At 68.1% G+C, this 25012-nt stretch carries 23 protein-coding genes and 1 pseudogene; 13 read left to right on the top strand and 11 right to left on the bottom strand.

The genetic code is table 11. From position 1 onward, the window contains the following. Positions 1-45: 45 nt before the first annotated feature. Positions 46-1092 carry an IS110 family transposase gene (locus MKK58_RS06265; RefSeq protein ID WP_243911246.1) on the top strand — a complete coding sequence of 349 codons (1047 nt, stop codon included), beginning with the start codon at positions 46-48 and terminating at the stop codon, positions 1090-1092. A 525-nt stretch (positions 1093-1617) separates the two neighbouring features. On the opposite strand, the gene MKK58_RS06260 is transcribed toward MKK58_RS06265, so the two are convergent. Further along, positions 1618-1764: a hypothetical protein gene (locus MKK58_RS06260; RefSeq protein ID WP_243911245.1), complete on the bottom strand. Its 147-nt coding sequence runs from the start codon at positions 1762-1764 to the stop codon at positions 1618-1620. Between the two features lie 227 nt (positions 1765-1991). On the opposite strand from MKK58_RS06260, the gene MKK58_RS06255 reads away from it, so the two are divergent. Further along, positions 1992-2189: a polyhydroxyalkanoate synthesis regulator DNA-binding domain-containing protein gene (locus MKK58_RS06255; RefSeq protein ID WP_243911244.1), complete on the top strand. Its 198-nt coding sequence runs from the start codon at positions 1992-1994 to the stop codon at positions 2187-2189. 87 nt (positions 2190-2276) lie between these two features. Here the strand turns inward: MKK58_RS06255 and MKK58_RS06250 are convergent. After that, positions 2277-2441: pseudogene (locus MKK58_RS06250) on the bottom strand (two-component sensor histidine kinase); the annotation flags it as partial. Here MKK58_RS06250 and MKK58_RS06245 point away from each other — a divergent pair. Next, complete coding sequence (locus tag MKK58_RS06245; protein ID WP_243911243.1) at positions 2377-2844, top strand: hypothetical protein; 468 nt, start codon at positions 2377-2379, stop codon at positions 2842-2844. The pseudogene MKK58_RS06250 and the gene MKK58_RS06245 sit on opposite strands and share 65 nt — an antisense overlap. Positions 2845-2940: 96 nt before the next feature. On the opposite strand, the gene MKK58_RS06240 is transcribed toward MKK58_RS06245, so the two are convergent. Further along, entirely contained in the window at positions 2941-3792 is an 852-nt protein-coding gene (locus MKK58_RS06240) for a universal stress protein (RefSeq protein WP_409565199.1), read from the bottom strand. Between the two features lie 206 nt (positions 3793-3998). Here MKK58_RS06240 and MKK58_RS06235 point away from each other — a divergent pair, with 206 nt between their 5' ends. After that, positions 3999-5930, top strand: a complete 1932-nt coding sequence (locus MKK58_RS06235) for a heavy metal translocating P-type ATPase (protein ID WP_409565197.1) — start codon at positions 3999-4001, stop codon at positions 5928-5930. Between the two features lie 137 nt (positions 5931-6067). Here the strand turns inward: MKK58_RS06235 and MKK58_RS06230 are convergent, their stop codons facing one another. Together MKK58_RS06230 and MKK58_RS06225 are read right to left on the bottom strand one after the other, a co-directional pair. Further along, positions 6068-7360 carry an ATP-binding protein gene (locus MKK58_RS06230; protein ID WP_409565196.1) on the bottom strand — a complete coding sequence of 431 codons (1293 nt, stop codon included), beginning with the start codon at positions 7358-7360 and terminating at the stop codon, positions 6068-6070. Positions 7361-7427: 67 nt separating this feature from the next. Continuing rightward, complete coding sequence (locus MKK58_RS06225; RefSeq protein ID WP_243911241.1) at positions 7428-8105, bottom strand: response regulator transcription factor; 678 nt, start codon at positions 8103-8105, stop codon at positions 7428-7430. Between the two features lie 139 nt (positions 8106-8244). Between MKK58_RS06225 and MKK58_RS06220 the strand changes: the two genes are divergently transcribed. The 4 genes from MKK58_RS06220 (at position 8245) to MKK58_RS06205 (ending at position 14491) form a co-directional block, all read left to right on the top strand. Continuing rightward, positions 8245-9645: an efflux RND transporter periplasmic adaptor subunit gene (locus MKK58_RS06220; protein WP_243911240.1), complete on the top strand. Its 1401-nt coding sequence runs from the start codon at positions 8245-8247 to the stop codon at positions 9643-9645. A 7-nt stretch (positions 9646-9652) separates the two neighbouring features. Further along, complete coding sequence (locus MKK58_RS06215; protein WP_243911239.1) at positions 9653-12790, top strand: efflux RND transporter permease subunit; 3138 nt, start codon at positions 9653-9655, stop codon at positions 12788-12790. A gap of 118 nt (positions 12791-12908) precedes the next feature. After that, positions 12909-13124, top strand: coding sequence for a hypothetical protein (locus MKK58_RS06210; RefSeq protein WP_243911238.1), 216 nt, complete (start codon positions 12909-12911; stop codon positions 13122-13124). 719 nt (positions 13125-13843) lie between these two features. After that, positions 13844-14491 carry a BA14K family protein gene (locus MKK58_RS06205; RefSeq protein WP_243911237.1) on the top strand — a complete coding sequence of 216 codons (648 nt, stop codon included), beginning with the start codon at positions 13844-13846 and terminating at the stop codon, positions 14489-14491. Between the two features lie 588 nt (positions 14492-15079). Here the strand turns inward: MKK58_RS06205 and MKK58_RS06200 are convergent. The 6 genes from MKK58_RS06200 to MKK58_RS06175 all read right to left on the bottom strand — a co-directional run bounded on the left by MKK58_RS06200 (position 15080) and on the right by MKK58_RS06175 (position 18111). Beyond that, the gene (locus MKK58_RS06200) at positions 15080-15775 is read right to left on the bottom strand and encodes a VIT family protein (RefSeq protein ID WP_243911236.1); all 696 of its coding nucleotides are present in this window, start codon (positions 15773-15775) and stop codon (positions 15080-15082) included. A gap of 5 nt (positions 15776-15780) precedes the next feature. Then, on the bottom strand, positions 15781-16335 hold the full coding sequence (locus MKK58_RS06195) for a cytochrome b (protein ID WP_243911235.1): 555 nt from the start codon (positions 16333-16335) through the stop codon (positions 15781-15783). Positions 16336-16398: 63 nt separating this feature from the next. Then, the gene (locus MKK58_RS06190) at positions 16399-16647 is read right to left on the bottom strand and encodes a hypothetical protein (RefSeq protein ID WP_243911234.1); all 249 of its coding nucleotides are present in this window, start codon (positions 16645-16647) and stop codon (positions 16399-16401) included. Positions 16648-16770: 123 nt separating this feature from the next. After that, positions 16771-16974, bottom strand: coding sequence for a DUF2934 domain-containing protein (locus MKK58_RS06185; protein ID WP_243911233.1), 204 nt, complete (start codon positions 16972-16974; stop codon positions 16771-16773). Between the two features lie 47 nt (positions 16975-17021). Beyond that, positions 17022-17390, bottom strand: a complete 369-nt coding sequence (locus MKK58_RS06180) for a hypothetical protein (RefSeq protein WP_243911232.1) — start codon at positions 17388-17390, stop codon at positions 17022-17024. Between the two features lie 70 nt (positions 17391-17460). Further along, on the bottom strand, positions 17461-18111 hold the full coding sequence (locus MKK58_RS06175) for a BON domain-containing protein (RefSeq protein ID WP_243911231.1): 651 nt from the start codon (positions 18109-18111) through the stop codon (positions 17461-17463). A 235-nt stretch (positions 18112-18346) separates the two neighbouring features. Between MKK58_RS06175 and MKK58_RS06170 the strand changes: the two genes are divergently transcribed. The 5 genes from MKK58_RS06170 to MKK58_RS06150 all read left to right on the top strand — a co-directional run bounded on the left by MKK58_RS06170 (position 18347) and on the right by MKK58_RS06150 (position 25001). Then, positions 18347-18505: a hypothetical protein gene (locus MKK58_RS06170; protein ID WP_243911230.1), complete on the top strand. Its 159-nt coding sequence runs from the start codon at positions 18347-18349 to the stop codon at positions 18503-18505. Continuing rightward, positions 18481-19236 carry an HAD family hydrolase gene (locus MKK58_RS06165; protein ID WP_243911229.1) on the top strand — a complete coding sequence of 252 codons (756 nt, stop codon included), beginning with the start codon at positions 18481-18483 and terminating at the stop codon, positions 19234-19236. Before MKK58_RS06170 ends, MKK58_RS06165 begins: the two co-directional genes overlap by 25 nt. A gap of 14 nt (positions 19237-19250) precedes the next feature. Further along, positions 19251-21542 (top strand): glycoside hydrolase family 65 protein, encoded by a 2292-nt coding sequence (locus MKK58_RS06160; RefSeq protein WP_243911228.1) that lies wholly within the window; start codon positions 19251-19253, stop codon positions 21540-21542. A 100-nt stretch (positions 21543-21642) separates the two neighbouring features. Continuing rightward, a complete protein-coding gene (locus tag MKK58_RS06155; RefSeq protein WP_243911227.1) occupies positions 21643-22290 on the top strand; it encodes a BON domain-containing protein in 648 nt (215 codons plus the stop codon). After that, on the top strand, positions 22287-25001 hold the full coding sequence (locus MKK58_RS06150; protein ID WP_243911226.1) for a cation-translocating P-type ATPase: 2715 nt from the start codon (positions 22287-22289) through the stop codon (positions 24999-25001). Before MKK58_RS06155 ends, MKK58_RS06150 begins: the two co-directional genes overlap by 4 nt. Positions 25002-25012 lie beyond the last annotated feature (11 nt).

The raw sequence follows: 25012 nt of genomic DNA, 5'->3' as shown, positions 1-25012 counted from the left end.
GTCAGCCGGCGTGATGCCCGCGACCGATCATCCGGGAGCAGGATCATGCGCTACTACGCCGGTCTGGATGTCTCGTTGGCGGAGACGTCGGTGTGCGTCATCGATGAGGAGGGCAAAATCCTCCGTGAGGCCAAGGTCGCAAGCGAACCGGAAGCGCTGGCGACGTGGCTCGGCGCTCTCGGCTTACCGCTGACCCGTGTCGGCCTGGAGACCGGGGCGCTGGCAGGTTGGCTGTGCGAGGAGATGACCGAACTCGGCGTGCTCAACATCGTCTGCATGGACGCTCGGCACGCCCGCGCCGCGATGGTCGCTATGACCCACAAGACCGACCGCAACGATGCGCGCGGTCTCGCCCAGATGCTGCGCACCGGCTGGTTCCGACAGGTGCATGTGAAGGCACGCCGGACGATGGAACTGCGGACCCTGCTCACCAGCCGCAAGACGCTGGTATCGAAGATCGGCGACGTGGAGAACCAGATCCGCGGCTCGCTCTGCCTATTTGGGATCAAGCTCGGCACCGCCAAGCGCCGGACCTTCTCCGAACGGGTCCGCGAGCTCACGGCCGACCTGCCGCGCGTGGCCGCCATCCTCGACGTTCTGTTGCACGCGCACGCGGCGATGCTGCTCTCGCTGGACCGACTCAACCGCATGGTGCTGGAGCTCGCCCGCGAGCACGCGGTCTGCCGGAGGCTGATGACGGTGCCAGGCGTCGGTGCAGTTGTCGGCCTGACGTTCATCGCCGCCATCGAAGACCCGGCCCGCTTCGCCAAATCGCGTTCGGTCGGGGCGATCCTCGGCTTGGTCCCGCGGAAGCACCAGTCCGGCGAGGTCGACCGGAACGGGCGGATCACCAAGACTGGCGACACCGAGGCGCGGACCGCACTGTTCGAGGCGGCGCACGTGATGCTGCACCGGGTCAAGAAATGGTCCGGGCTGAAGGCATGGGCCACGAAGGTGGCCCAGCGCCAGGGCAACAAGCGCGCGACAGTGGCGCTGGCGAGGAAGATGGCGGTGGTAATGCACCGGATGTGGGTGGACGGCACGACCTTCCGCTTCAGCGCGGTTGAGGTTCCGGCCGCCACGGCCGGGTAAGCGTTCCACGGTTCGCAGGGATCGAGGCGGAGTACGCTCAGCCTCGAAGGGTCGTCCTCACGGGGACGGGCGGGAGGTGAAGCCGGAATGACGGGTGTGCTGGCCTCTGGGCCAAGTCCGCTGTCGCATATAGGCTCGCCTCTCATCGGAACGCGATCATGTGGCGGTCTTCGTGCCGACCACGGACAGAAGCCAAGAGCCCCGTGAGTACGAATTCATAGCTGCACTAACGGCCCCTATGTGGAGGGAAGAATTCAATATGAGAATACCGAAAGTCACTAAAACTACAATTGTGTTCATGCTTTCTGCCATTTCGCTGTTTTTCTTGCAGACAGCAATTTGGGCGATATTGTTCCGTCCTTGGAGCGATTCGCTCGGATTCGGATTAGTGTTTACTCTAGCGACAATTCCGCTCTCGGCGACCGTTAGCCTGTTCGCCGCATTATGGGTCGCTCGTCGAACCTACCGCAGCACAAAAAATCATTCCCCCCAAACTTCGATCTGAAAGCCTGTGGATGGGTCAAACTACTTGACAGAAGAAGCCCGATTACAGAAGCCGTCGTTGTTCGACAGCACGATCACCGGCACCTTCGCCAGGCGGGCGTCGAAGACCCGCTCGCAAGAGCAGTAGAACGAGTTGCCGTCGGAGAGGACATAGGCCCGGGCGCTCATTCGCAGCGGCGGCGTGCGCAGACGGACCCGGAGACGACGCCCCAGACCTCGATGACGGCGTCGGGGGAGAGCTGGAATTCTGGGAAGCGCGGGTCCACATCCGGCAAAGTGTGGGCCGTTTCACTCCATCAGGGGGCTTGCGCGACTGGCCTCATAGATTTTAATCATTCCAATCTCAATATGACTTCCCGGTATCGGGAAGAGATCCTGGCCGAACCATACCGACAATGGCAAGCAAGAACGCATCCCCGATCCGCAGCCTGAGGCGCTATGCCGGCACCCGGCTCTTCGATCCCGGCAGCCAGGCCTACCTCTCGGTCGGCGACCTTGAGCTTCTGGTCCGGCAAGGGGTTCGGGTAAGCGTGCGCGATGCGGCGACCGGGCAGGACGTCACCGACGAGGTTGTGCGTCCGAACCTGCAGTGAAGGTCGCTGCTACCCCTCGGGACCATCCGCCTGTCCGCGTAGGCCAACCGGTGGGACTCCCCGTCGCTCAAGGCACGATGCGACGGGTCACAATGCTCGTATTAGGATCTCTACCTCAAGCCCCGGACGGTCCGACCGGTTGCGCAGGCGTAGCTCCAGCCCGCTCCGGCGCAAGCCCATCTCCGCGATGGCCAAGCCGAGGCAGCTCCCCGACGCGCTCTTGTGGTGTACCCTGAAGAAGCGCTTCCTGATACGCCATGGCCTTCAGTCTTTACCTCCATGGCATTGCATGGTCGGTGGAGCGGTCGAGCAATTCAGCGAGCAGGCTTGGTCCGGCTTGCAGTACCATTGCACAGAGCCCCTGCTGATGCATGACCCCGCGCAATGCTTGTGGGGGGTGTCGACGGGCTCGATGAAGGTGGCGGGAGCGTCCTGCCCCAGTTGCGATGGCGCGGCCACTGCGGTCGAGAGAAGACCCGCGATGGAAAGCAGGGTAATCAACCTTCGACGCGTGATGATGTTCGGCCGCCATGGCATCGATGGAAGTGCATACCCAAACCTCACCGTGATCGATGCGGCGCCCCACGCGCCGAGCGCGGTTCCCGTGACGGGGATCGTGTTCATGGCACGCATGCGATTGCCCGATGGCCTGTGAATGGTGGTCCCGACACGGGCGTTCGTGAGGGATATTCATTTGCTTATGCTGGAAGAGCTTCCGATGGCTTTGGGCACAGGCTCGATCTCGCACCCTTCAATGGGTGATGAAGAGCGGCGCGGGGCATTGCTTCAGCAGGGACTGGGTCACGCCGCCGACCAGCCATTCGCGGATGCGGGAATGCCGGAATGCGCCGATGACCATCATGTCCGCTCCCGTGAGGGCGGCATGGTCCCTCAGGGTCGCCGCGACGTCGTGGTCCCGGGCGACCGGAAGGACGGTGACGGTCACGGGTACGCCATGGCGCGCCAGATGCGGCGCGAACTCGGCGCCCGCGACGGATCGCGAAAGGTCCTTCTCGCCGACGACCGAGACGAGTTCCACCGCCTCGGACAAGCGTAGGAACGGAAGCGCGTCATTGACCGCCCTGGCGGCCTGGGCGCTGCCGTCCCAGCCAATCAGAATGCGGCGGCCGGCGAAGGTCGCGCGGCCTGGCGGCACGACGATGAGCGGCCGCCCACTGTAAAAGAGGACCGCCTCAATCAGCTCCCGGTCAAGATCGACGGTGTGTATCTCGGCATCCAGGATCGTCAGGTCGTGAAGGCGTGACCGAGCCGCGAGAGTCGCGATGATCTCGGGGTAGCCGAGATGCGGGGTCTCGGTGGTGCAGGCGACGCCGTATTGGACCGCATCGCCGCGGGCCTTGTCCGCCACGGCCTCGGCCAGGATGTCCAGGCGATGGTTCTCCCGGGCGACGCCTCCATCGGCGAACTCCGAGATCCAGGCGAATTCGACGAACATCCGCAGCGAGGCCGATTGAATCGTGAGGTGTGCCTTTGCAGCCGAGGCGAGTGAGAGCCCGTACCCGATGGCGTTCGAAGGCTCGCTCTCCTGCCCCTCTTGGGTGAGGGCGACCAGGATGTCGGATATGTGCATCGGTGCGGCCATGGAACCCCTCCAGCGCGTCCCGGGTGGCTTGCAGGCATCGGACGCCCACGTCCTTGATCCAGCGCAAGGAATGGTCGCGGCTTCCGTGACGTCATTCGGCTCGCGGTCCGTCGACCGCGGCGGGTCGGTCCGCTGCCTTGGCAAACGGTGGCCTCGCGTCCTTCGCCCCGACCCGGGCGGACATTCGAGAAAAGGCGAACCCGAGCATGCCGGTCCCGGCGATGGCGGTGTCCGATCAGGGTACCCAGGAACGGCTGTCGGCGGCGTCCGCACCAACCGCGGCAACCGGGTTCACCATAAACCGTTTGGGCTGGCTTCGGATCGGCCTGGTCGTCGTGACGCTCATGGGTCTTTGCGTGGGGCTCGCCGTACAGGCGACGGGTGCGGATTGGGCATCCTGGGTCTGGACCGCCGCGACGTCCCTCGTCCTTGCCGTGCTACTCTGGCAGATCGTCACCAGCCTTCTGCGCGGCGATATGGGGCTCGACGTCGTGGCCGCCCTGTCGATGGGCGGCGCCCTGGCCCTTGGTCAGTCCCTCGCTGCGGTCGTCGTGGCCCTGATGTATGCCGGCGGCCAATCGCTGGAGGTCTATGCCGACGGCCGAGCCCGTCGTGAGATGTCAGCCCTGCTGGCACGGCAGCCACGCTCAGCCCTTAGGGAGCAGGATGGCGGCCTTCGAGAGGTCCCCATCGCGGATCTGGTCCCCGGCGACCGCCTGCTGATCCGAACCGGCGACGTCGTGCCCGTCGATGGGCTCGTGGGTGCCGGGCGCGCCGTCCTGGATCAGGCCTCGCTCACCGGCGAGGCGCTTCCGGTTATTGTCGAGGCGAAGGCCGCCGCTCTCAGCGGCGCCATCAACGTCGGGCCGGCCTTCACGCTCGTGGCCGAGAGGGTCGCCGCCGAGAGCACCTACGCGGGCATCGTCCGCCTCGTGGAGGCTGCCCAAGCCGAGAAGGCGCCGATGGCGCGCCTGGCGGATCGCTATGGCCTCGCGTTCCTTGCCCTGACGCTCGTCATCGCCGGCGCAGCCTGGTTCCTCACCGGCGATCCGTTGCGGGCACTGGCCGTGGTCGTCATCGCCACCCCGTGCCCGCTGATCCTCGCCGTGCCGGTAGCGCTTGTCTCGGGCATGTCCCGGACCGCCAGGATCGGCGTCCTGGTCAAGGGCGGATCGGCGCTTGAGACGTTGGCCCGGGTTACCACCCTGGTCATCGACAAGACCGGAACCCTCACCCATGGGATAGCGAGGCTTCAGACTGTTCAGACCTTGGTCAGGCTGGACGAAAACGACGTCGTCCGAGCCGCTGCTTCACTGGATCAGGCTTCGGTTCATCCCACCGCCCGCGCGCTGGTGCAGGCGGCACACGGAAGGGCCCTAGTCCTCGTACAACCATCGGACGTGGTCGAGACGCCCGGAGAGGGCATCGAGGGTGTGGTCGGGAGCCAACGGGTTCTCGTCGGCGGCCCGCGCTTCATGGAGGCCCAGGGTGTCGACTTTCCGGTCATGACACCGCCGCCTTCGGGAACGGGACGTCCCTCGGTGACAGCAACTGTCCTCGTCGCCATCGACGGCGCCGCCGCTGGCGTCCTCGGCTTCGCCGATCCCCTGCGGCCGGAAGGAGGCGCAGCCCTAGAAGCCCTCCGCGCCACCGGCATCCGCCGCATCGTCCTCGCAACCGGCGACCGCAAGGCCATCGCCGATGGGTTGGTGAGGGGGTTGCCAATCGATGCGGTGGTGGCCGACCTCGACCCGGGTGGCAAGACGACCCTGATAACGGCTGAGCGCAAGGGCGGAGTCGTGATGATGGTCGGCGACGGGGTGAACGACGCCCCAGCCCTCGCCGCGGCCGATCTCGGCGTGGCACTCGGCGCGCGTGGCGCAGCGGCGGCCGCGGAAGCCGCCGGTGTCGTCCTCCTGGTAGACCGCATCGATGGACTAGCGCAGGCGATCCACATCGCCAAGCGGGCACGCGCCATCGCCCTGCAATGCGTGTTCGCCGGCATCGGCATGTCGACCCTCGGCATGGTGGCCGCGGCCTTCGGATACCTGTCACCCCTCCAAGGCGCCCTGATCCAGGAAGTCATCGACGTCGCCGTCGTCCTCAATGCCATGCGCGTGCTCGGCGGCAACGCGTGACGCCCGACATCACGTCCCGACCGCGGGGCGATGCACAGATCCTCCATGCAAAGGAGGGTTCGCTCGCCATTCACGATATCGAACGACCTGGATGCACCCGGGCGCATATCGGCCGATGGTCGAACGCCCCTCCTGGCTTACCGTGGGTGCGTAGCGGGGCAGAGTATCTCCATGCGGCAACCTCCACCGGAACCTTCCGTTACGGCCAGCGAGAACCCATGCAGCTTGGCGATGGCCGCGACGAGGCCGAGGCCAAGGCCATTGCCCTGCGTCTGCCTGGCTCGCTCCGCGCGATAGAACCGCCTGAACACCTGTTCGCGTTCGGCCGTGGGGATTCCAGGTCCGGTATCCTCGACGGAGACCACGGACAGGTCCCCACGTCGACCGAGGCCGACCCTGACCTGGCCATTCATCGGCGTGAACTTGATGGCATTGTCGAGCAGGTTCGACACAGCCTCGAAGATCAGGCTGCAGTCGCCTTCTATGACGGGCATCGTCCCCTCGACATCCAGGGCGAGGACGATCCCCTTCTCCTCGGCCAGGGGCTCGAACAGTTCCGCCGCCTCGCTCACCACGACCCCGAGGTCAACCGGACCGAAAGCGGCGCAGCGTCGGCCATGTTCGATCTCGCCGATGCGTAGCACCGCCGTCACCATTTCCAGGGTCTGGTCGATCCAGACCAACCCCTGGTCTACCGCCTCGCGCAACTCGTCGATGTCGCGGGCCTGCTCGCGGCCGCGCTCCAGCCGCAGCCGCAGGCGTGTGAGTGGGGTCCGGAGGTCGTGGGCCACGGCGTCACCTACGCCTCGCACCTCCTCGACCAGGCGCTCGATCTCGTCGAGCATGCCGTTGACGTTTTGTGCCAGGCGATCGAACTCGTCCCCCGCCGTCCCGACGGGAAGCCGTTGGCGCAGGTCCCCGTGCATCACCCGCGCGACCGCCGCCTCCGTTGACGCAAGCCGGCGCTTGGCGCGCCCGGCGAGCAGCACGCCACCGAGGATGGAGAAGGCCAGGGTCGGTCCCAGCGCGAGACCCAGGGCACGGATCACCGTGGCCTGGGCGCGGTCGATCTCGTCGGTGTCGTGCGCCACCACCACGATGCTGCCGTCGCTCAGGGCGATCCCCGCGGACCAGAGGTCCTCGTGCAGCCGCCGTCCCGCGATGGCGACCTGCGTGCCGATCCGATGGACCTCGCCGTCCAGTGGAAGGGCCTGCGGCCGCGCATCGAGATTGCCGGCGAGCTTCCGGCCGTCAGGGCTAAACAAGCCCGCGAAATGCACGCTGTGGAGGTCCTCGCTGACCCAGGTTTCGATGCGGGCACCCACCTTCGAGGGATCGCTGGCGGCGTACCTGACCTCATGTCGGAGGACCTGGGAGAGCTCGTCCTGCAGGAACGCGGCGGTCTGCCAGTACACGAAGGCGAACAGCACCAGCGAAAGCAGGGTCGACCACAGGGCGATGCCCAGCGCCCACCGGAATGCGAAGGAGCGGGTGAGCCTAGACATCCGGCGTCAGGGTGAAGCCCTCTCCACGGACGTTGTGGATCAGGATCGGCTCGCCCCCGACCTCCAGCTTCCTGCGCAGGCGCCCGACATGGACGTCGATGAGGTTCGACTTCGGCGTGAACCGGTAGTTCCAGACCTCCTCGAACATCATCGCCCGGGTGACGACCTGTCCGGGTCTCCGCATCAGGTATTCGAGGAGCTTGAGTTCGCGCGGCAGCAGATCGAGGTCGCGCAAGCCCCGGCGCCCGGTCCCGGAGATGAGGTCGAGCTCCAGGGTCCCCACCCTGAGCACCGTCTCGCGTGTGTCGGTGGGCCGCCGCAGAAGGGCCTCGATCCGGGCTGCGAGCTCCGCGAGGACGAAGGGCTTGCCCAGGTAGTCGTCGCCGCCGGCGCGCAGGCCATGGATGCGTTCGTCGACGTCGCCGAGCGCGCTCAGGACCAGGGCGGGTGTCCGGTCCCCGGCGCCGCGCAGGTCCCGCAGCAGGGTGAGTCCGTCCAGGCCGGGCAGCATCCGGTCGAGGATGATGGCGTTCCAGGACCCCGTACGAGCGGCGGTCGCACCTTCCGGTCCCGTGGCTGCCCAGGCGACCTCGTGTCCGCGCCCGCGCAGGTCGCCGAGGACCTCCTCCGCCGTGGCGGCATCGTCCTCGATCAGAAGCAGCTTCGCCACCCGGTCCTCTCTCGGGCCCTCGCCCCTGTCCCGTTCGTGATGTGGTTCGGAGCCGGTCCCACGACCACGAGTGTGAACGCGAATTTAATGGCACCGGTCATCACCCGGCTTATGTCTTAGAACGGCTCTAATATAACCAATGGACGACATCGTGCTGCTGGAGGCGGAGACAGGCGTGCCCACGAACGGTGAGGCAGGGATGGCCGGCCGCGAAGAGGCGCGCGAGCGCCTGAATGCGGTGCCATCGGGCACGGCGCAAAATTCCAGTTCAGCGTCCTCGAAGATCAAGCGTCGTTCGATCTGGGCCGTGGTCATCGGCTTGGTCGCGCTCGGGCTGGCCGGTTGGTGGTATCGGGATGCCGCAAGGCCGTACATCGAGCCGATCCTGGAGTCGGTCGGGTTGGTACCCGCCGCGACCGAAACGGCCACGACGACGAACGCAGCCGCTCCCGAACAGCCGGCCGAGGACAACGTCGTGCGGCTTGATGCCGAGGGACAACGGCGTCTTGGCCTGGCATTCGGGCAATCCGAGATGCGCCGGATCATCCTGCCCGTGCGCACGCCCGGCATGGTCGCCTTCGACGAGCGCCGGGTCACCCGGCTGAAGCCCCGGACCTCGGGCCGGGTTCTTAGCTTCGCTGTCCAGCCCGGCGACCGGGTGAAGGCTGGACAGACGCTGGCCACGCTCGATGCCTCCGGCGTCCTCGACGCCCGTAACGGCCTTGCAGCTGCCCAGGCCAGCCTCGGAGAGGCGCAGGCCACGGAGAAGGTCGCCGAGACCAACCTGAAGCGCGGCAGCGACCTCGTGAAGCTCGGCGGGGTTGCCCAGGCCGAAGTCGACCGGCGCCAGGTCGACCTCGCCAAGGCCCATGCCGCCACCCTGTCCGCCAAGTCGCAGGTCGACCTCTACCGGGCGCAGTACGAGCGCCTTGCCCCCGCGCCTGGGCAGGCCCCCGGCACCAGCGCAATCGTCTCGCCCATCGACGGCGTGGTGACGATGGCGGGGATCACCCTGGGCGAGGTGGTCGATACCAACCGCGACGCCTTCACCGTGGCGGATCCGTCGCAGATCCAGGTCCTGGCCAACCTCTACGGCCACGACATCGCCACCGTGAAGGAAGGCGACCGGGCGACCATCGAAGCCCCCGTCACGGCGCATCCGCGCTTCGAGGGCCGGGTGCGCTCGGTCAACGCGGCCATCGACCCGATGACCAACACCGCCCCGGCCCGCATTGAGATCGCCAACCCGGACGGAAGTTTGCGCGCCAACATGTTCGTCTCCGTCGAGATCGCCGCCGATCTCGGGCGCGAGGGCGTCACGGTTCCGGCCGCGGCGATCCAGCAGACCGAGAGCGGCCCCATCGCCTTCGTGCGCACCGGTGACGACCGTTTCGAAAAACGGGACCTCAAGCTCGGGGTCCAGCGCACCGACTGGGTCGAGGTGACGTCCGGCGTGGCGGCGGCGGAGACGGTGGCGACACAGGGCAGCTTTGGACTCAAGGCCATCATGCTGCGCGCCCTGCTCGGTTCGACGGATTGAGGCCGCGATGAACGCCTGGTTCGCCCTTCTCATCCGCCGTCGCTGGCTCGTGCTGATCCTCGCGTTCGCCGGCGCGGTCGGCGGCATCGTCAACCTCGAAGGCCTGTCCATCGACGCGGTCCCGGACGTCTCGCCGAAACAGGTGATGGTCCTGACCCTATCGCCGGGGCTGGGTCCGTTGGAGGTCGAGCGCCTCGTGAGCTTCCCCGTCGAGAACGCCATGGCGGGGGCGCCGGGACTTTCCGGGATACGCTCGACCTCACGCTACGGGGTCTCGGCCGTCTACGTCACCTTCGACGATTCCATGTCGATCACCGAGGCGCGGTCCCAAGTCTTCCAGCGCCTGCCGCTGGCGAAGACCATGATGCCGGCCGGCGTCGGCGATCCCGAGATGGGTCCGATGGCGACGGGGCTGGGCGAGATCTACCAGTTCGAGGTGCGCGGCCCGGGCTACTCGCCGATGGCGCTCAAGCGCATCCTGCAATGGACCATCGCGCCGAAGCTTAAGCTGACCCCGGGCATCGCCGACGTGAACATCTACGGCGGCCAGATGCCGACCTACGAGGTGCGCATCGCCGCCGAGAGCCTTCACCGCTACGGCGTGACGATGGCGCAGGTCTACACGTCGCTTGCCGAGAACAACGCCGCGCGCGGGGGCGCCTACATCGAGCACAACGACCAGCAGGAGGTCATCCGTGGCCTCGGGCTCGCCAAGGACACGAAGGATCTCGCAAACATCGTCGTGACGACGGGCCCCGGCGGCGTTCCAGTGACGGTCGCGACCCTGGGCGAGGTCGTCGAGGCGCCAAAGGTCCGTCTCGGGGCCGTGACGCACGACGCCGCCGGCGAGACGGTGGTCGGCATCGCAATGATGCAGCAGGGCGAGAACGCCAGCTCCGTGGTCGTGGCCGTGAAGCAGACCATCGAGACCCTGCGCCAGCAGCTCCCCCCGGGCGTCGAGATCGTCCCGTACTACGACCGCAGCACCCTCGTGGCGCGAACCATCCGCACCGTCGAGCACAACCTCATGGAGGGGGCTGTGCTCGTCATTGTCGTGCTGCTCCTGCTGCTGGGTAACCTCCGGGCCGGGCTCGTGGTGGCGGCCGCGATTCCCCTATCAATGCTGATGGCCTTCGCGGGCATGCGGCTGTTCGGGCTTTCGGGCAACCTCATGAGTCTCGGCGCCATCGACTTCGGCCTCATCGTCGATGGGGCGGTGGTGATGATCGAGAACGTCCTGCGCGCCCGCGGCGAGCATCCCGAGCGCCCGGCCGAGGAGGTCATCCGCAAGGCCACCGTGGAGGTGGCGCGCCCGATCCTGTTCGCGGTGGCCATCATCATCATGGTCTATCTGCCCATCCTCGCCCTCGAAGGGGTGGCGGGCAAGATGTTCCGGCCGATGGCGCTCACCGTCATCCTCGCGCTGGCCGGCTCCCTGGTGCTGACCATGACCCTGATGCCGGCGCTCGCCGCCATCGTCCTCGCCGGGCCCGGGATCGGCGAGCGCGAGACTCGCGTCGTTCACTGGGCGCGGAGCGCCTACACCCCGGTCCTCCGGCTCGCGGAGCGCCGCACCGGGACTACCCTCCTGATCACCCTCGGTCTATTCCTCGGGAGCTGTTGGCTCGCGACCCGCCTCGGGGGGGAGTTCCTGCCCAAGCTCTCGGAAGGCTCCATCGTCATCACCTCCGAGAAGCTGCCCGGCATCAACCTCGATGCCTCGCTCAAGGTCATGAACCGCATCGAGCAGACCCTGAAGGGCTTCCCCGAGGTCAAGCGGGTCGTCTCGCTCACGGGCAGCGCCGAGATCCCCACAGACCCGATGGGGGTCGAATCCACCGACAGCTTCATCACGCTGACCGACCCGTCGACCTGGACGACGGCGACCACCCAGGAGGGGCTCGTCGCCGCCCTCGACAAGCGCCTGCGCGCGGAGGTGCCGGGGGTGTCCTACGCCTTCTCGCAGCCCATCCAGATGCGGATGGACGACCTGCTGGAGGGCATCCGTGGCGACGTCGCCATCAGCCTGTACGGCGACGACCTCAAGGTGCTGAAGGACACGGCCGACGCCATCGTCCGCACGGTCTCGGGTGTCTCCGGCGCGGCGGACGTGAAGGCCGAGGCGCAGGCCGGCATGCCGGCGCTCTCCATCCAGGTCGACCGGGGCGCGGCCGCCCGCTATGGCGTCAACGTCAGCGATATCCTCGACGTGGTCGAGAGCATCGGCGGGCGCACCGCCGGGATGATCTACGGCGACGACAACTCCATCACCGACATCGTGGTCCGGCTGAAGTCCGCCGACCGTAGCGACATCGCGCGCATCCGCGACCTACCGGTCGGCCGGAACGGCAAGGCGCTGGTGCCGCTGTCGTTGGTTGCCTCCGTCGACGTGGCGACGGGTCCTGCCCAGATCAGCCGTGAGAAGCTCCAGCGTCGGATCTCGGTGCAGGCCAACGTTCGCGGCCGGGACGTCCAGAGCTTCGTCAGCGATGCGCAAGCGGCGGTGAAGGCGCAGGTGACCCTGCCGCCGCGCTACTCGCTGCAATGGAGCGGGCAGTTCCAGAACCTGCAGGAGGCGACGGGCCGGCTCTCCGTGGTCGTCCCGGCCGCTATGGCGGCGATCCTGATCCTGCTCGTGGTGATGTTCGGCGACATCCGCCTCGCCGGGCTGATCTTCCTCAACGTGCCCGTGGCCGCCACCGGCGGCATCGTCGCCCTGTACCTACGTGACCTGCCGTTCTCGATCTCGGCTGCCATCGGCTTCATCGCGACCTTCGGCATTGCGATCCTGAATGGCGTGGTGCTGACGAGCTACATCCGCGACCTCGAACGGATCGGCCTCGATGCCCGCGAGGCGGCGACCCGGGCCGCCGAGATGCGCCTGCGACCCGTTCTGATGACGGCGCTGGTGGCGGCACTCGGGTTCCTGCCCATGGCGCTCTCGACAAGTGCCGGCGCCGAGGTGCAGCGCCCGCTGGCCACGGTAGTGATCGGCGGCCTCGTCACCGCGACCCTGCTCACCCTCATCGTGCTGCCGGCGGTCTATCCCTACTTGGCGCATCTGCGGCTGCCGTGGCGCCGACGCGATGACGAGCGATCCGGGCTGGAAGCGAAAGGCGACCAGAGGGCCAGGGCAGATGGATAAGGGCGTCCGGGCCGCCATCGGGGCCACGACCCTCGCGGGTCTCCTGATCCTCGCTCCGGGTGCTCGACCGGCGTCCGCGGCGGACTTCGATTGCGCCGGATTCCTGAGGATGCATGGGATGCTGCGCAAGGCGTCGGCGGCCTGCGGCTTCACTGCCTACAACCCAACCATCGCTGATCGGGCACGTACCTGCTTCGATGCCGTCGGCAGTAACCATGGCGCCCAGGAGCTTTACGCGGGGGCTGCGGAATTCGAACGATGGCAGGCCGTCCGCCATCGCGATGTACTCTGCCAGACCCTGGCGGCCAAATTCCCGATGGTCGTCCGCCCCTGACCTCTTAAAAGTGGGCGCTACAAAACAGTAGCGCCGCATGATCACCCCCGGCAGATGGTCATTCGGGCCAGACCACAAACTTGTACCCGCTTGCGACGGCGCCTCCACACTGGCGGCCGGCTTTAGATCGCGTGTCAAAGCCGCCCTCGGTGCATTGCCATACAAGACGGCTTAGGTTGCCCCTCATCGGCTCGCGATCCTTGGCGCCGGTGACTGAGAGAGTCGTGCGCTTCCGCCACCATCTGGAAAGCGATGCGACGCCCGACCCCCTCAGGCGCTCATGGCCTATCTCGGCCCTACCCGTACGCACACGTATCCCATTGCCGAAGCCATCGCGGCGCATCAGTCCAGACTGCTCCAGGGCGCGGTGGTGTTGGTGCCCTTAAAGGCGCCGCCACGGCCTGGAAAGGTGTCCCCGATGCACCCGGCACGCGTCCGTTCGGTCGGCCGGACTTGTGAGGACGCCTTCCGCCTCCGCGTCATCGGCCGCGGCAAGGTGCTTATTCGGCGATGATCCAGATCAAGGCGGCCCTCGGACCGATATGGTCAGTGGTCCCTGGTCCTGATGCCGCGGAGGCTGACGGTCGGGAGAGGGAGGAAGCCATGCCGGACCTTCGCGTATCCGACCTTGCCCCTGCGGAGGACCATCCGGGAGGACCGGGCGATTTCTCGGCATATGCCCGAACCGGTCTTTCCCTCTCATCGACGGAACATGTCTCATGAAGCGCATTCTCTTCGCGTCGGCCGCCTTGGTCGGCTTACTCTCCCTTCTTCCGGTCTCGGCTGAGGCCCGACCGGGTGGCGGCGGCGGCGGCTTCCATGGTGGTGGCGGGGTCCGGGGCGGCGGCGGTGGCTTCCGCGGCGGCATGGCCGGCGGCGGGTTCCGCGGCGGGAACGCCGGATTGGCCGGGCGCGGTTTCGGTGTCGGCGGGCGCGGCGGCTTGGCCCGGGGCGGGCTCGGGATTGGCGGCGTGGGGCGCGGTGCGGCCCTGGGCGGCGCAGCGGGCTTCGGCGGCGGCCGGGGCTACGGCGGACGTGGCGTCTACGGGAACGGTTTGGCGAACAACCGTAGCGGTTATTACGGTGGTCGTGGCCATCGCCGCGGCTATGGCGGCCTGGATCTCGGCTTCGGGCTCGGCCTCGCCGGAGCCGGCATCGGCTACGGTCTCGGCAGCAACTACTATGGCGGCGGCTATTACGGTGATGATTACTATGGCGGCGGATATGCGCCGACCTATTACGGCGGGGCAACCGCAGTTGCGCCCCAGGGCGGCGATGTCGCCTACTGCATCCAGCGTTTCAAGTCGTATGACCGCCGCTCAGGGACCTACCTGGGCTACGACGGCGCCCGTCATTCCTGTCCGTGACTGGGCCTGATTGACGTTGAAGGGCACGCCTGCGCCATGCAGGCGTGCCCTTCTGCATTTCGGACGCGGAACGCAGGCCAGCCCCCTTGTCGCGCAGGCGAAGGCATTGATCGACGGCCATGCCGTGAAGCCATGGGACGGGCTTCGGTTCATCGAGCGGTTCGATTCTATCGAATGAGCCCCCATATCGCTTAAATGGACACCACGCGTCGGCCGGTCCGGACGAGGTGACCTGGGGGAGTTCCCTTCGACGCCTGGAACCGTCGCGTTGCGGGTCGCATGGGTGGACCATCATGGCAAGCGATAGGAGATGCCGTCATGAACGCGATCCGTCACCCGCAGGCCAAGGGTCGGGAACCGCCGACACGGGCCTGGGTCCCGACGATCCATGACGGCGCCTGCGTCGGACTTCCGGCGAACGACAATCGATATGGCGCGACGCCACCATCGGCGGGAGCTTTTGACTTGGCCCTCATGGTCGCCGGTCGGCTGCTTCTGGGGGCGAGTTGCATGGGTCTCATCGCAGCGGGGGCCTGCCTGTTGGGCATCGACCATCAACCGCGGTGAAGCGTACCCGACGAGCGTGCCTTAGATGGCCTTGCCGACGAGGTGGCCGATGCCGGCGGTGACCGCCATGGCCGCAACGCCCCAGAATGCCACCCGCGCGGTCGCTCTCGGGATCGCTGCTCCGCCGACCTTGGCCCCGAGCGCCCCGAGTACGGCCAGGAACACGAGCGAGGCGGAGGAGACCGAGTAGACGACGAGGCTGGTTGGAGAGACCGCAGCGACGAGCAGGGGTAATGCCGCCCCGGCGGAGAAGGTCGCCGCTGATGTCAGCGCCGCCTGGATCGGGCGAGCGGTGGTGAACTCGGAGATGCCGAGCTCGTCCCTGGCATGGGCGCCGAGCGCATCCTTGGCCGTGAGTTGGTCCGCCACCCGCAGCGCGAGGTCCCGATCAAGACCGCGCGCCACGTAGATCCCTGCGAGTTCCTCCCGCTCGGCCGCCGGGTCTTCTTCGAGTTCGCGCTTCTCACGTGCGAGGTCGGCCTGCTCGGTGTCGGACTGGGAGCTGACCGAGACGTACTCGCCGGCCGCCATCGACATCGCCCCGGCCACTAGACCGGCCGTGCCGGCGACCAGTATCTCACCGGAGGCGGCGGAGGACGCCGCGACGCCAACAATCAGGCTGGCCGTAGAGACGAGCCCATCGTTGGCGCCGAGTACGGCGGCGCGCAACCAGCCGATGCGGTCGATCAGGTGGTTTTCCCTGTGGGTGGGGCGCATCGGCGTCAGGGTCTCTCGATGGGGGTGGCGGAAGCGCGTCCGGGAAGCATCCGGGCGAGGACCACATCGTGCCAGAGGTAGTGGTGGACCAAGGCCGCGGAGGCATGGAAAAGGGCGACCGCCATCAGGATGTTCGCCGCGATCCCATGCCAATGCGTGAGTGGCCGGCGCCATTCCGGGTCGCCGACCTGCGGCAGCGCAATCGGTCCGACGAGTGTCACCCCGCGTACGAAGGCGTTGGCGATGCCGAGTCCGGCAATGACGAAGAGCAGCAGGTACAGGGCGGCGTGGGTCGCCTTGGCAAGTGTGTGCCACGGGCCGGGGTCTTCAACTGGAAGCTGACGGCCCCTGGTGTTCCGCCAGGCCAGCGACGTGACGATGACCCCGAGGAAGACGAAGCCAAGGACGAAGTGGGCCGACCAGATCCCCGAGCGGAGCGTGCCCTTCGGCACGACATCCTCCAGGAAGGTGCCGACCAGCCATAGACCGAGGACAAGTCCGGCCGTCAGCCAGTGCAGGGTGATGGTGGTACGGTCGTAGACGTCCGGTCGTGGGGGCATGTCGTCTCCTTTCGGTTGGGGGCACGACCGCACTCGGAAGGCGACGGACATGACTTGGAGGGCTCAGAGGCGTCGCAGGTCGATGACGTCGTCCCACGGATCGCGGGCGCCGCGCAGATCGACGTAGGCCACGCTCCAGGCGCACGGGCGCTCCAGCCTCGCCCGCAGCAGGATGTCCCTCACCGCGGGCCGGCCAAGCCATCCCGTCGGAGGGTCGAAGACGTCCAGCCTGATCTCACCCGGCGTGTCATGCTCCGACGAGCGCACGGCATCGGCATGACGGACGAAACACGTCTCGACGTAGCGTGCCATCGGTCCCGAAACGCGGACGTCGTGGTGGCTCCGCCCATGCGCGTCGTCGGTGACGACCCATGGTAGGTGATGGTCGTCGTCATGCCGGGTGTCGCCTCTTACCGGGGTGATGGCGATCTTGGGTCAGCAGCAGCAATCGGACCCCGACCCGCTCCTCACGAAATCCCCGTCGGGGAACACCGGCCGCCCGGTCATCTCACCGTGGAGTTCCCGTTCGGCCTGGAGCCAGAACTCGTCCGCGTGGCCATGCGGGCGGTCGCGCCGCTCCCAAAGGTGGAAGGCGCGGTCGCGGATCTCGCCGTGGGTCGGTCTCGTCTCGGGGGGCATGCGCTATTTCCGTAAGGGTCATGGTCGATGAGGACGGACTGCGGCGGTCATTCGGCAGGTGCCGCGGGCTGGGGCTTGTCCGGCGCCGCGCCCACCGACGTGGAACGACGTTTCCGCAAGGTGCCCTGGATCAGGGTGGCGATGGCGTAGCCCATGGCGCCGACGGCAAGCGCGGTGGCGAAGGGCGACGTCCCGCGGTGCCCGTCGCGCGTTGACCGTTCGGCCTTACGGATACCGGCCCGCCCACGCTCCAAGGTGTCCTGCGCAAGATGGGTTGCCCGTTCCGCGACGTCGCTGACGGCGTTGCTCGCTCGCGAAAAAATCTCGTCCGCGCCCCCCTCAATGCGACGACCATCATCGACGCCGGTATCCTCGTCGTCCGTGGACTGGCGATGCTCGTTGTGAGGCTTCGTCATGGTCGAGTTCCTTTTTCGCGGTTTGATATCCCCGCCGGGCCCGTGAGGACCGGTCGGGACGGCGCTTCGCTCAGACGACGCTGATGCGGTTCTCGACCGCGGTGGTGCCGGAAGAAGCCCAGGCGGCCCCAATTGCCTCGCGGCGCTCCTGCATGGTGCGCACGGTCCCATCGAGGTAGACGGTCCCGCCATCTGCCTTGACGGTCACGGTTTTCGGGTCGAACAGCCAGGAGCGATCCAACGCCTCGCTGATCCTGTCGCTGACGGCCTCGACGTCGACCTGCGGCATGACCGCGATGCGGTTGTTCACCGCGACGACGCCCGACAGCTGTCGGATCTCCCGTTCGGAGACCTCGGCCTCGAAGCGGTGGTCAACCTCGCCGGTCAGGGTGACGATCCCCTTCGAGACCTTCACGAAGACGCGGTCCGGCGGCACGGCGACGTTCCAGGCGAGACGGGCGATGGCCGTCGCGGCGATGTCCTCGTCGGACCGCTTGCGGGCATAGCGCACCACCACCTCGATTTCCTGGACGAGGGCCCTCACGCCCCTGACGCGGCAGGCGGCAGACTCGGCGGCGATCTTCTCGTCGGAGGTTTCGACCTGGCCGGACAGGGCGACCACGCCGTCCTTGGCCGTGACGCCGATCTCCGACGACGTCACCGCCGGGTCCCAGATGAGTTCGGCCGTGACGCGGTGCTGCAGGCTGGTGTCGTAGGACATGACGGTCTCCTTGGGGCTGCCGAAATCGACGGTATGGGGAAGGGCTTGGCGGCCCCGCGCCGGGCGGGGCTGCCCGGCGTCCACGGCGAGGGGTCTTTCGACATCCGGCCAACGTAGGCGGTGAGGCGGACCCGATCCTTGATCCAGCGCAAGGATCGGTCGGGACGATGCGGCCATCCTCGCGTCGGGATCGGTCGAACCAGGGCACGACCGGCAATCAGGGGTTTCTCCCGTCATGAACACGCACGTCGCACCGTGGACCGATGCCGCCGACGACGACCGGGTCAGGCCGATCTCGGCGCCGCTCGACCCGTTGGCCGAGAGCCTTCGCATGATGGGGCTCGCCGTCGTCGGATCGGCGGCCGTCGTATGCCTGATGTGGCTCGTATCCTGAGGGCCATAGCGGACGTCGCCGTACCGACAAGGCGGCTCGAAGCCTGGATTTTCGACGTTGACGGGGTCCTGCTCGCATCGCCCCACGAACGCGCCTGGCGGGAGGCGCTTCATGGCATCGCCGACCCGGCGCGCCTCACCACCGCGATGTATCAGGCCTGCGTCGCGGGCCGCTCGCGGCTGGACGGGGCCCTCGCCGCCCTGACAGCGCTGGGCGTGGCGGACGTCGGGCGTGTCGGTCCGGCCTACGCCGCCGCCAAGCAGCGCCGCCTGGAGGAGATATTCGCGGCGGAAGGGGTCGTCGCCTTCCCGGACGCGCTTCGCCTGGTCCGCAGGCTCATGGCTGAGGGCTGGCCCATCGCCGCGGCCTCGTCGTCCAGGAATGCGGAAGCGATGATGCGCACGGTGACCCTCGACCCCGGTGGGACGCTGTTCGACGCATTCCCCGTCACGGTCTGCGGCCGAGACCTTTCGCGCGGAAAGCCCGATCCCGAGATCTTCCTGCTGGCGGCCGCTGAACTCGGCGTCGACCCAACCAGGTGCATCGTCGTCGAGGACGCGCCGGCCGGCATCGCGGCGGCGCTAGCCGGCGGCATGGCCACCCTCGGCGTGGCAAGGGTCGATGACGCCGACGGCCTGCACGCCGTCGGCGCCGAGCGCGTGGTGGCGAGCCTTGACGAGGTCCTCATCCCCGAGCGGGCGGCATCCACCAAGCACCGGCCCGCCGCATGACAGGACCACGCCCGATGAACCATGCATTCCGTCCGACCGCCGACCCGGCCTGGCTCCTCAGCGAGGTCGGGTACGACCCGCTGCGCGAGAGCAGCTTCGAGACCCGCTTCGCGATCAGCAACGGCTTCCTCGGCCTCCGGGGAGCGCTCGCGACGGATCTCGGCGCGTGCCGGACGCTTCCCCCGCGCACCTACGTTGCCGGGCTGTTCGACACGGCCCTCGTGGGCGCCCCAATCCCCGAACGCCTTCCGGCCCCCGACTGGCTCCAGCTTAGCATCGGCTTGCCGGACGGCCCCTACCTCGCCTGCCCCGACCCGTCGTCCCGCGACGTGACCCTCGACATGCGACGCGGCCTCCTGCTGACCCAGGTGCGGCAGCCTCCGGGGGCGGCCCTCGACATCCGCCTGTCCACGCTTCGCCTTGTCTCGCTGGATATGCGCGGCATCGTCCTGCAACGGGTCGAGCTCGCCGTCGAGCGGGGTATGGGTGAGATCACCCTCGACGTGACGTCCGGGGAGGCGTCACCCCTTCTCATCCCGGTCACGGCGGAGCCCGACCTCGGCGTCTGGCACACGCGGCAATCCGGCAAGGCCCTGGCCATCGCCATCGATGCCGCGGTAGTCATCGATGGACGGACGCAACTCCCCACCGTGCGAACCGCCGGCAGGCGGTCCTGGAGCCTGTGCGTCCAGGCCGGCCAGACCGTCGTGCTCCAACGCATCCTCGCCGTGGCGCGCGGCGACGAACCCGTGGACGATCCGGGCGGACGCGCTCGCTCCGACCTCGCCATCGCGACAGGGCTCGGGTGGCGCGGTCTCCTCGAACGCCACGAGACCGCCTGGCGCGAGCGATGGGACCGCAGCGACGTCGTGGTCAAGGGCGACCCGGAGGCACAGAGGGCGTTGCGGTTCGCCGTCTTCCATCTCAACGGCGCGGCTGACCCCGGTGACGAGCGCGTGTCCATCGGCGCCCGAGCCCTGACGGGGGACGACTATCTCGGCCACGTCTTCTGGGACACCGAGATCTTCCTGCTGCCGTTCTACGCGATGACGTGGCCGCAGGCCGCCCGCGCCCTGCTGACGTACCGCTTCCGCACCCTCGACGCGGCACGGGCCAAGGCCGCCGGGATGGGGTGGCGCGGTGCGCTCTACGCCTGGGAGTCCGCGGACACCGGTGACGAGGCGACCCCGGCCCAGGTCATCGGTCCCGACCGCAAGGTCGTCGACATCCTGTGCGGCACCCAGGAGCAGCACGTCAGTGCCGACGTGGCCTACGCCATCTGGCAGTATTGGCAGGCGACCGACGACACGGCGTTCCTGCTGGAGGCCGGCGCCGAGATCATCCTGGAGACGGCGCGGTTCTGGTGGAGCCGCGCGGGCCTCGAAGCCGATGGCCTCCACCACATCAGAGGCGTCATCGGACCGGACGAGTACCACGAGACCGTCGACGACAACGCCTTCACCAACGTGATGGCGCGGTGGAACCTCCTTCGCGGCCTGGACGTGGCGGCGCTGATGGGCGAGCGCTGGCTGGACCAGTGGGCGACGCTCTCGACACGCCTCGGCCTGGCCGCCGACGAACTGGAAGGCTGGCGCAGGACCGCCGCGGCAATGGCGACCGGGCTCGATCCGGAGACCGGCCTGTTCGAGCAGTTCGAGGGATACTCCGACCTAGAGCCCATCGACCTGTCGGCCTACGCCGGGCGCTCCGTGCCGATGGACGTCGTCCTCGGGCGCGAGCGCACCCAGGCCTCGCAGGTGGTCAAGCAGGCCGATGTCGTCGCCTTGCTTGCCCTGCTGCCCGACGAGTTCCCGGGCGACGCGCGGATGGTCAACTTCGACCACTACGCCCCGCGCTGCGGCCACGGCAGCTCCCTCAGCCGCGCCCTGCACGGGGTCGCCGCCGCACGGCTGGGACGGTCGGAGGTGGCGCTGGGCTACCTTCGTGAGACGTCAGCCATCGATCTCGGCGACAGCCACGTGGCCATCGCCGGCGGCGTCCATATCGCGGCCCTTGGCGGCATCTGGCTGGTGGCGGTCTTCGGGTTCGCCGGTCTCGTGGTCCGGAACGACGGCCTCTCGTTCGCGCCCCGGCTGCCGGCCTGTTGGACGAGGCTCTCCTTCCCGATGCAGTGGCGGGGCCGGGACCTCGTCGTCACGGTCGATCCCGTGAGGAACGTCCTCGACGCGACCCTGAGGAGCGGCGACGCGATGGTTGTCTCAGTCGAGCACGTTCGTCGGACGCTCAGGGTCGGTGCCCCGATCAGCATCCCGCTCCCTCCGTCGACGTACCCTGTCGCGGCTTGAGCGGTCGCCGCGTTTTGATCCTGCGCAAAGCTCGATGGTGCCGTCCGGTCCATCAAGGGGCCTGTTCGGCGCGGCATGCGGCCGACCCGGGAGCACCCCCATGGACGACACCCTGCTTCGACAGCACATCCTCGACGAACTCGACTTCGACCCGAGCGTCGGCTCGGCGCATATCGGCGTCGCCGTCGACGAGGGCGTCGTCAGCCTCTCCGGATGCGTCGGGACCTATTCCGAGAGGATCGCGGCGGAGAAGGTCGTCCAGAGGGTGCGCGGCGTACGCGCCATCACCGAGGCGCTCGAAGTGCGCGGACCGGAGACGGAGAGGACCGGCGACATCGAGATCGCCGGACGCGTGCTGAACGTCCTCGCCTGGGACGCGCGCATCCAGGCGCACGGCATCCAGGTCAAGGTCGAACGGGGCGCCGTCACGCTCAACGGGTCGGTCCCGTACCACTTCCAGAGCATCGCCGCCGCCTCCGATGTCCGGAGGCTGACGGGCGTGACCGACGTGCTCAACCTCCTCGCCGTGCGTCCCCCGGCCGAGGCTGTCGACGTGAAGACCAAGATCCTCGCGGCCCTGAAGCGAAACGCCAAGCTGGACGGCGACGCGATCCGGGTCACCGTCGTCGATGACGAGGTCACCCTCGAAGGCTTCGTGAACGCCTGGCACGAGCGTGAGGTCGCCGAACGGGCGGCCTGGTCCGCACCGGGCGTGCGTGCGGTCGTCGACCGCCTGATACTGGCATGACCGCGCTGGCGATACCGTTCCCGACCCGCTCGGCCGTTGAGACGGCAAGGGACCTTCATACCGACATCCTCGACGGGCTGAGCGGCGCGGAGGTGTCCGAGCGCCTGGCCCGCGACGGTCCCAACACGCTCCCGAAGGCGGCGCCCGCCTCCGCGGTCAAAATCCTCCTGCATCAGTTCCAGAGCCTGATGGTGGCGTTGCTCATCGCCGCCTGCGGCGTCGCGCTGGCGCTCGGGGAACGCATCGAGGCCGGGGCCATCCTCGTCGTGATCCTTCTCAACGCCGCCATCGGCTTCGTCACGGAATGGAAGGCCGCCGCCGCCCTCGACGGATTGCGCAAGCAGGCCGTCTCGCTCGCCCGCGTCGTCCGGGACGGCAGGGACCACCAGGTCGAGACGGCCGACCTCGTCGCCGGCGACGTCGTGCTCCTCTCGGAGGGGGACCGCGTGCATGCCGATGGACGGGTCGTCGAGCAGGCCCGCCTCCAGGTCGACGAGGCCGCGCTGACGGGCGAGTCCCTGCCCGTCGCCAAGTTCGCGGATCCGGTTCCCGATGACGGGGCGGCCCTGGGCGACCGGACGAGCATGGTTCACGGGAGCACGGCGGTCACCGCCGGCCGCGGTCGCTACATCGTCACCGCCACGGGCCCGCGTACCGAGATCGGCCGTATCGGGGCGCTGATCGCGGGGGTCGCCGAGCACGGAACGCCACTGGAGGCGAAGCTCGCCCAGCTCAGCCGCGCCCTCCTCGTTATCGTCCTCGCCCTCTGCCTCGTCATCATCCTGGTCGGGTGGCTCCGGGGCAACGCGCTTCTCTACATGGTCGAGGTCGGCATCTCGCTCGCCGTCGCGGCCGTGCCCGAGGGCCTTCTCGCGGTGACGACGATGACGCTCGCCATCGGCATGCAGCGCATGGCCCGCATGAACGCGTTGGTCCGCCGGCTGCCGGCGGTCGAGTCCCTCGGGTCGACCACGGTGATCTGCACCGACAAGACCGGAACGCTCACCCGCAACGAGATGACGGTTCGGGCCTACGACGTCGCCGCACGGCGGTACGAGGTCACCGGGGCGGGGTATGCGGCGGCGGGTGGGTTCACCCTCGACGGGGAAGCCGTCGACATCGTGCATGACGAACCCCTGAGGCTCGCTTTGCGCATCGGCGTCCTGTGCAACGACGCCAGGGTGGACAGGTCCGGCGAGGTCGCCACGGCCCTCGGCGACCCCACCGAGGCCGCGCTCATCGTGGCGGCCGAGAAAGCCGGGCTGGACCTCGCCGACCTCGCGCGTGCCTATCCGCGGATCGCGGAGATACCGTTCGACAGCGACACCAAGCTGATGGTGACGGTGCACGCCACGCCGGAAGGCACGCACGTCGCCTACGTGAAGGGCGCGCCGGCGGAAGTCCTGAAAGCCAGCGTGTCGGTCCTGAGGGCGGGCGGCACCGCGTCTTCGTCATCGGCCGAACGCACGCGCATAGAAACCACGAACGAGGTGCTGGCGTCGTCGGCGCTGCGCGTCCTCGGGCTGGCCCATCGCGTGTTGCCTGACGGGTTCGTCGAGGCGGACCTCACGCGCGACCTGACCTTCGTAGGCCTCGTCGGGTCGACCGACCCGCTGCGGGACGGCGTCAAGGCCACCATCGCCACATGTCGCGCGGCGGGAATCCGCACGGTCATGATCACCGGAGACCAGGAGGCGACGGCGGCCGAGATCGCGCATCAACTCGATCTGGACGTCGCCCCGGACGGGACCGCCCTTAGGACCGTCCACGCCAGGGACCTCGCCGGTCTCGACGATGCCGGCTGGCTCGCCGTGGTGGCCGACGCCGCCGTGTTCGCCCGGGTGTCACCCGAGCACAAGCTGCGGATCGTCGACGCCCTGCAGCGGCGCGGGAACGTGGTCGCCATGACCGGCGACGGCGTCAACGACGCTCCCGCCTTGCGCAAGGCGGACATCGGCATCGCCATGGGCATCAGGGGCACCGAGGTGGCCAAGGACGCCGCCGACATGGTCATCACCGACGACGACTTCTCGACCATCGTCGGCGCGGTCGAGCAGGGGCGGGTGATCGTCAGCAACATCCTGCGCTTCATCCACTACCTGTTCTCGTGCAACCTCGCCGAGATTGTCACGATGTTCGCCGCCGTCATGATCGGCTGGCCCATGCCGCTCGGCGTGATGCAGATCCTATGGCTCAACCTCGTCACGGATATCTTCCCGGCGATGGCGCTCGCGCTGGAGCCGTCCGATCCCGACGTGATAGCGCGGCCGCCGCGCGACCCGAAGCAGCCCCTGATGACGCCGGCCTTCGCCTGGCTGATCGTCTGGCAGGGCCTGCTGCTCGCGGGATGCACGCTCGCCGTGATCGCCGTCGGGATGGAATGGTACGGCGTCGGCGAGGAAGGCCTTCGGCACGCGGTGACGGTCGCCTTCATGACCCTGGCGATGACCCAGGTCGTGCATGCCTTCAGCGCCCGCTCGCGGTGTCGGTCCGCCCTCACCGCGAACCTGTTCACGAACGCTTGGCTCTGGGGGGCGACAGCGACATGCGTCGGATTGCAACTCGCCGCCGTGTACGTCCCGTTCCTGAGGCAGGTGCTGCATACGGTGCCGTTGACGATGGCCGACTGGGGCGTCGTCGGGCTGGGTGCCCTCACGCCGTTCGTGGTGATCGAGCTCGTGAAACTCGGTCTGGGATCGGGCCGACCATAGCCTATCGGTCG

Origin of the sequence: Methylobacterium sp. J-078, assembly GCF_022829285.1 — a bacterium.
Classification (GTDB): Bacteria; Pseudomonadota; Alphaproteobacteria; order Rhizobiales; family Beijerinckiaceae; genus Methylobacterium.
Note: the sequence above shows the minus strand (reverse complement) of the source record. Positions and strands in the feature narration are given on the sequence as shown.

Coding starts and splice junctions, on each gene's coding strand:
- MKK58_RS06265 (WP_243911246.1), top strand. CDS start 46: ATGCGCTACTACGCCGGTCTGGATGTCTCGTTGGCGGAGACGTCGGTG.
- MKK58_RS06260 (WP_243911245.1), bottom strand. CDS start 1,764: ATGAGCGCCCGGGCCTATGTCCTCTCCGACGGCAACTCGTTCTACTGC.
- MKK58_RS06255 (WP_243911244.1), top strand. CDS start 1,992: ATGGCAAGCAAGAACGCATCCCCGATCCGCAGCCTGAGGCGCTATGCC.
- MKK58_RS06245 (WP_243911243.1), top strand. CDS start 2,377: ATGGCCAAGCCGAGGCAGCTCCCCGACGCGCTCTTGTGGTGTACCCTG.
- MKK58_RS06240 (WP_409565199.1), bottom strand. CDS start 3,792: ATGGCCGCACCGATGCACATATCCGACATCCTGGTCGCCCTCACCCAA.
- MKK58_RS06235 (WP_409565197.1), top strand. CDS start 3,999: ATGCCGGTCCCGGCGATGGCGGTGTCCGATCAGGGTACCCAGGAACGG.
- MKK58_RS06220 (WP_243911240.1), top strand. CDS start 8,245: ATGGACGACATCGTGCTGCTGGAGGCGGAGACAGGCGTGCCCACGAAC.
- MKK58_RS06215 (WP_243911239.1), top strand. CDS start 9,653: ATGAACGCCTGGTTCGCCCTTCTCATCCGCCGTCGCTGGCTCGTGCTG.
- MKK58_RS06210 (WP_243911238.1), top strand. CDS start 12,909: ATGCTGCGCAAGGCGTCGGCGGCCTGCGGCTTCACTGCCTACAACCCA.
- MKK58_RS06205 (WP_243911237.1), top strand. CDS start 13,844: ATGAAGCGCATTCTCTTCGCGTCGGCCGCCTTGGTCGGCTTACTCTCC.
- MKK58_RS06200 (WP_243911236.1), bottom strand. CDS start 15,775: ATGCGCCCCACCCACAGGGAAAACCACCTGATCGACCGCATCGGCTGG.
- MKK58_RS06195 (WP_243911235.1), bottom strand. CDS start 16,335: ATGCCCCCACGACCGGACGTCTACGACCGTACCACCATCACCCTGCAC.
- MKK58_RS06190 (WP_243911234.1), bottom strand. CDS start 16,647: ATGGCACGCTACGTCGAGACGTGTTTCGTCCGTCATGCCGATGCCGTG.
- MKK58_RS06185 (WP_243911233.1), bottom strand. CDS start 16,974: ATGCCCCCCGAGACGAGACCGACCCACGGCGAGATCCGCGACCGCGCC.
- MKK58_RS06180 (WP_243911232.1), bottom strand. CDS start 17,390: ATGACGAAGCCTCACAACGAGCATCGCCAGTCCACGGACGACGAGGAT.
- MKK58_RS06175 (WP_243911231.1), bottom strand. CDS start 18,111: ATGTCCTACGACACCAGCCTGCAGCACCGCGTCACGGCCGAACTCATC.
- MKK58_RS06170 (WP_243911230.1), top strand. CDS start 18,347: ATGAACACGCACGTCGCACCGTGGACCGATGCCGCCGACGACGACCGG.
- MKK58_RS06165 (WP_243911229.1), top strand. CDS start 18,481: ATGCCTGATGTGGCTCGTATCCTGAGGGCCATAGCGGACGTCGCCGTA.
- MKK58_RS06160 (WP_243911228.1), top strand. CDS start 19,251: ATGAACCATGCATTCCGTCCGACCGCCGACCCGGCCTGGCTCCTCAGC.
- MKK58_RS06155 (WP_243911227.1), top strand. CDS start 21,643: ATGGACGACACCCTGCTTCGACAGCACATCCTCGACGAACTCGACTTC.
- MKK58_RS06150 (WP_243911226.1), top strand. CDS start 22,287: ATGACCGCGCTGGCGATACCGTTCCCGACCCGCTCGGCCGTTGAGACG.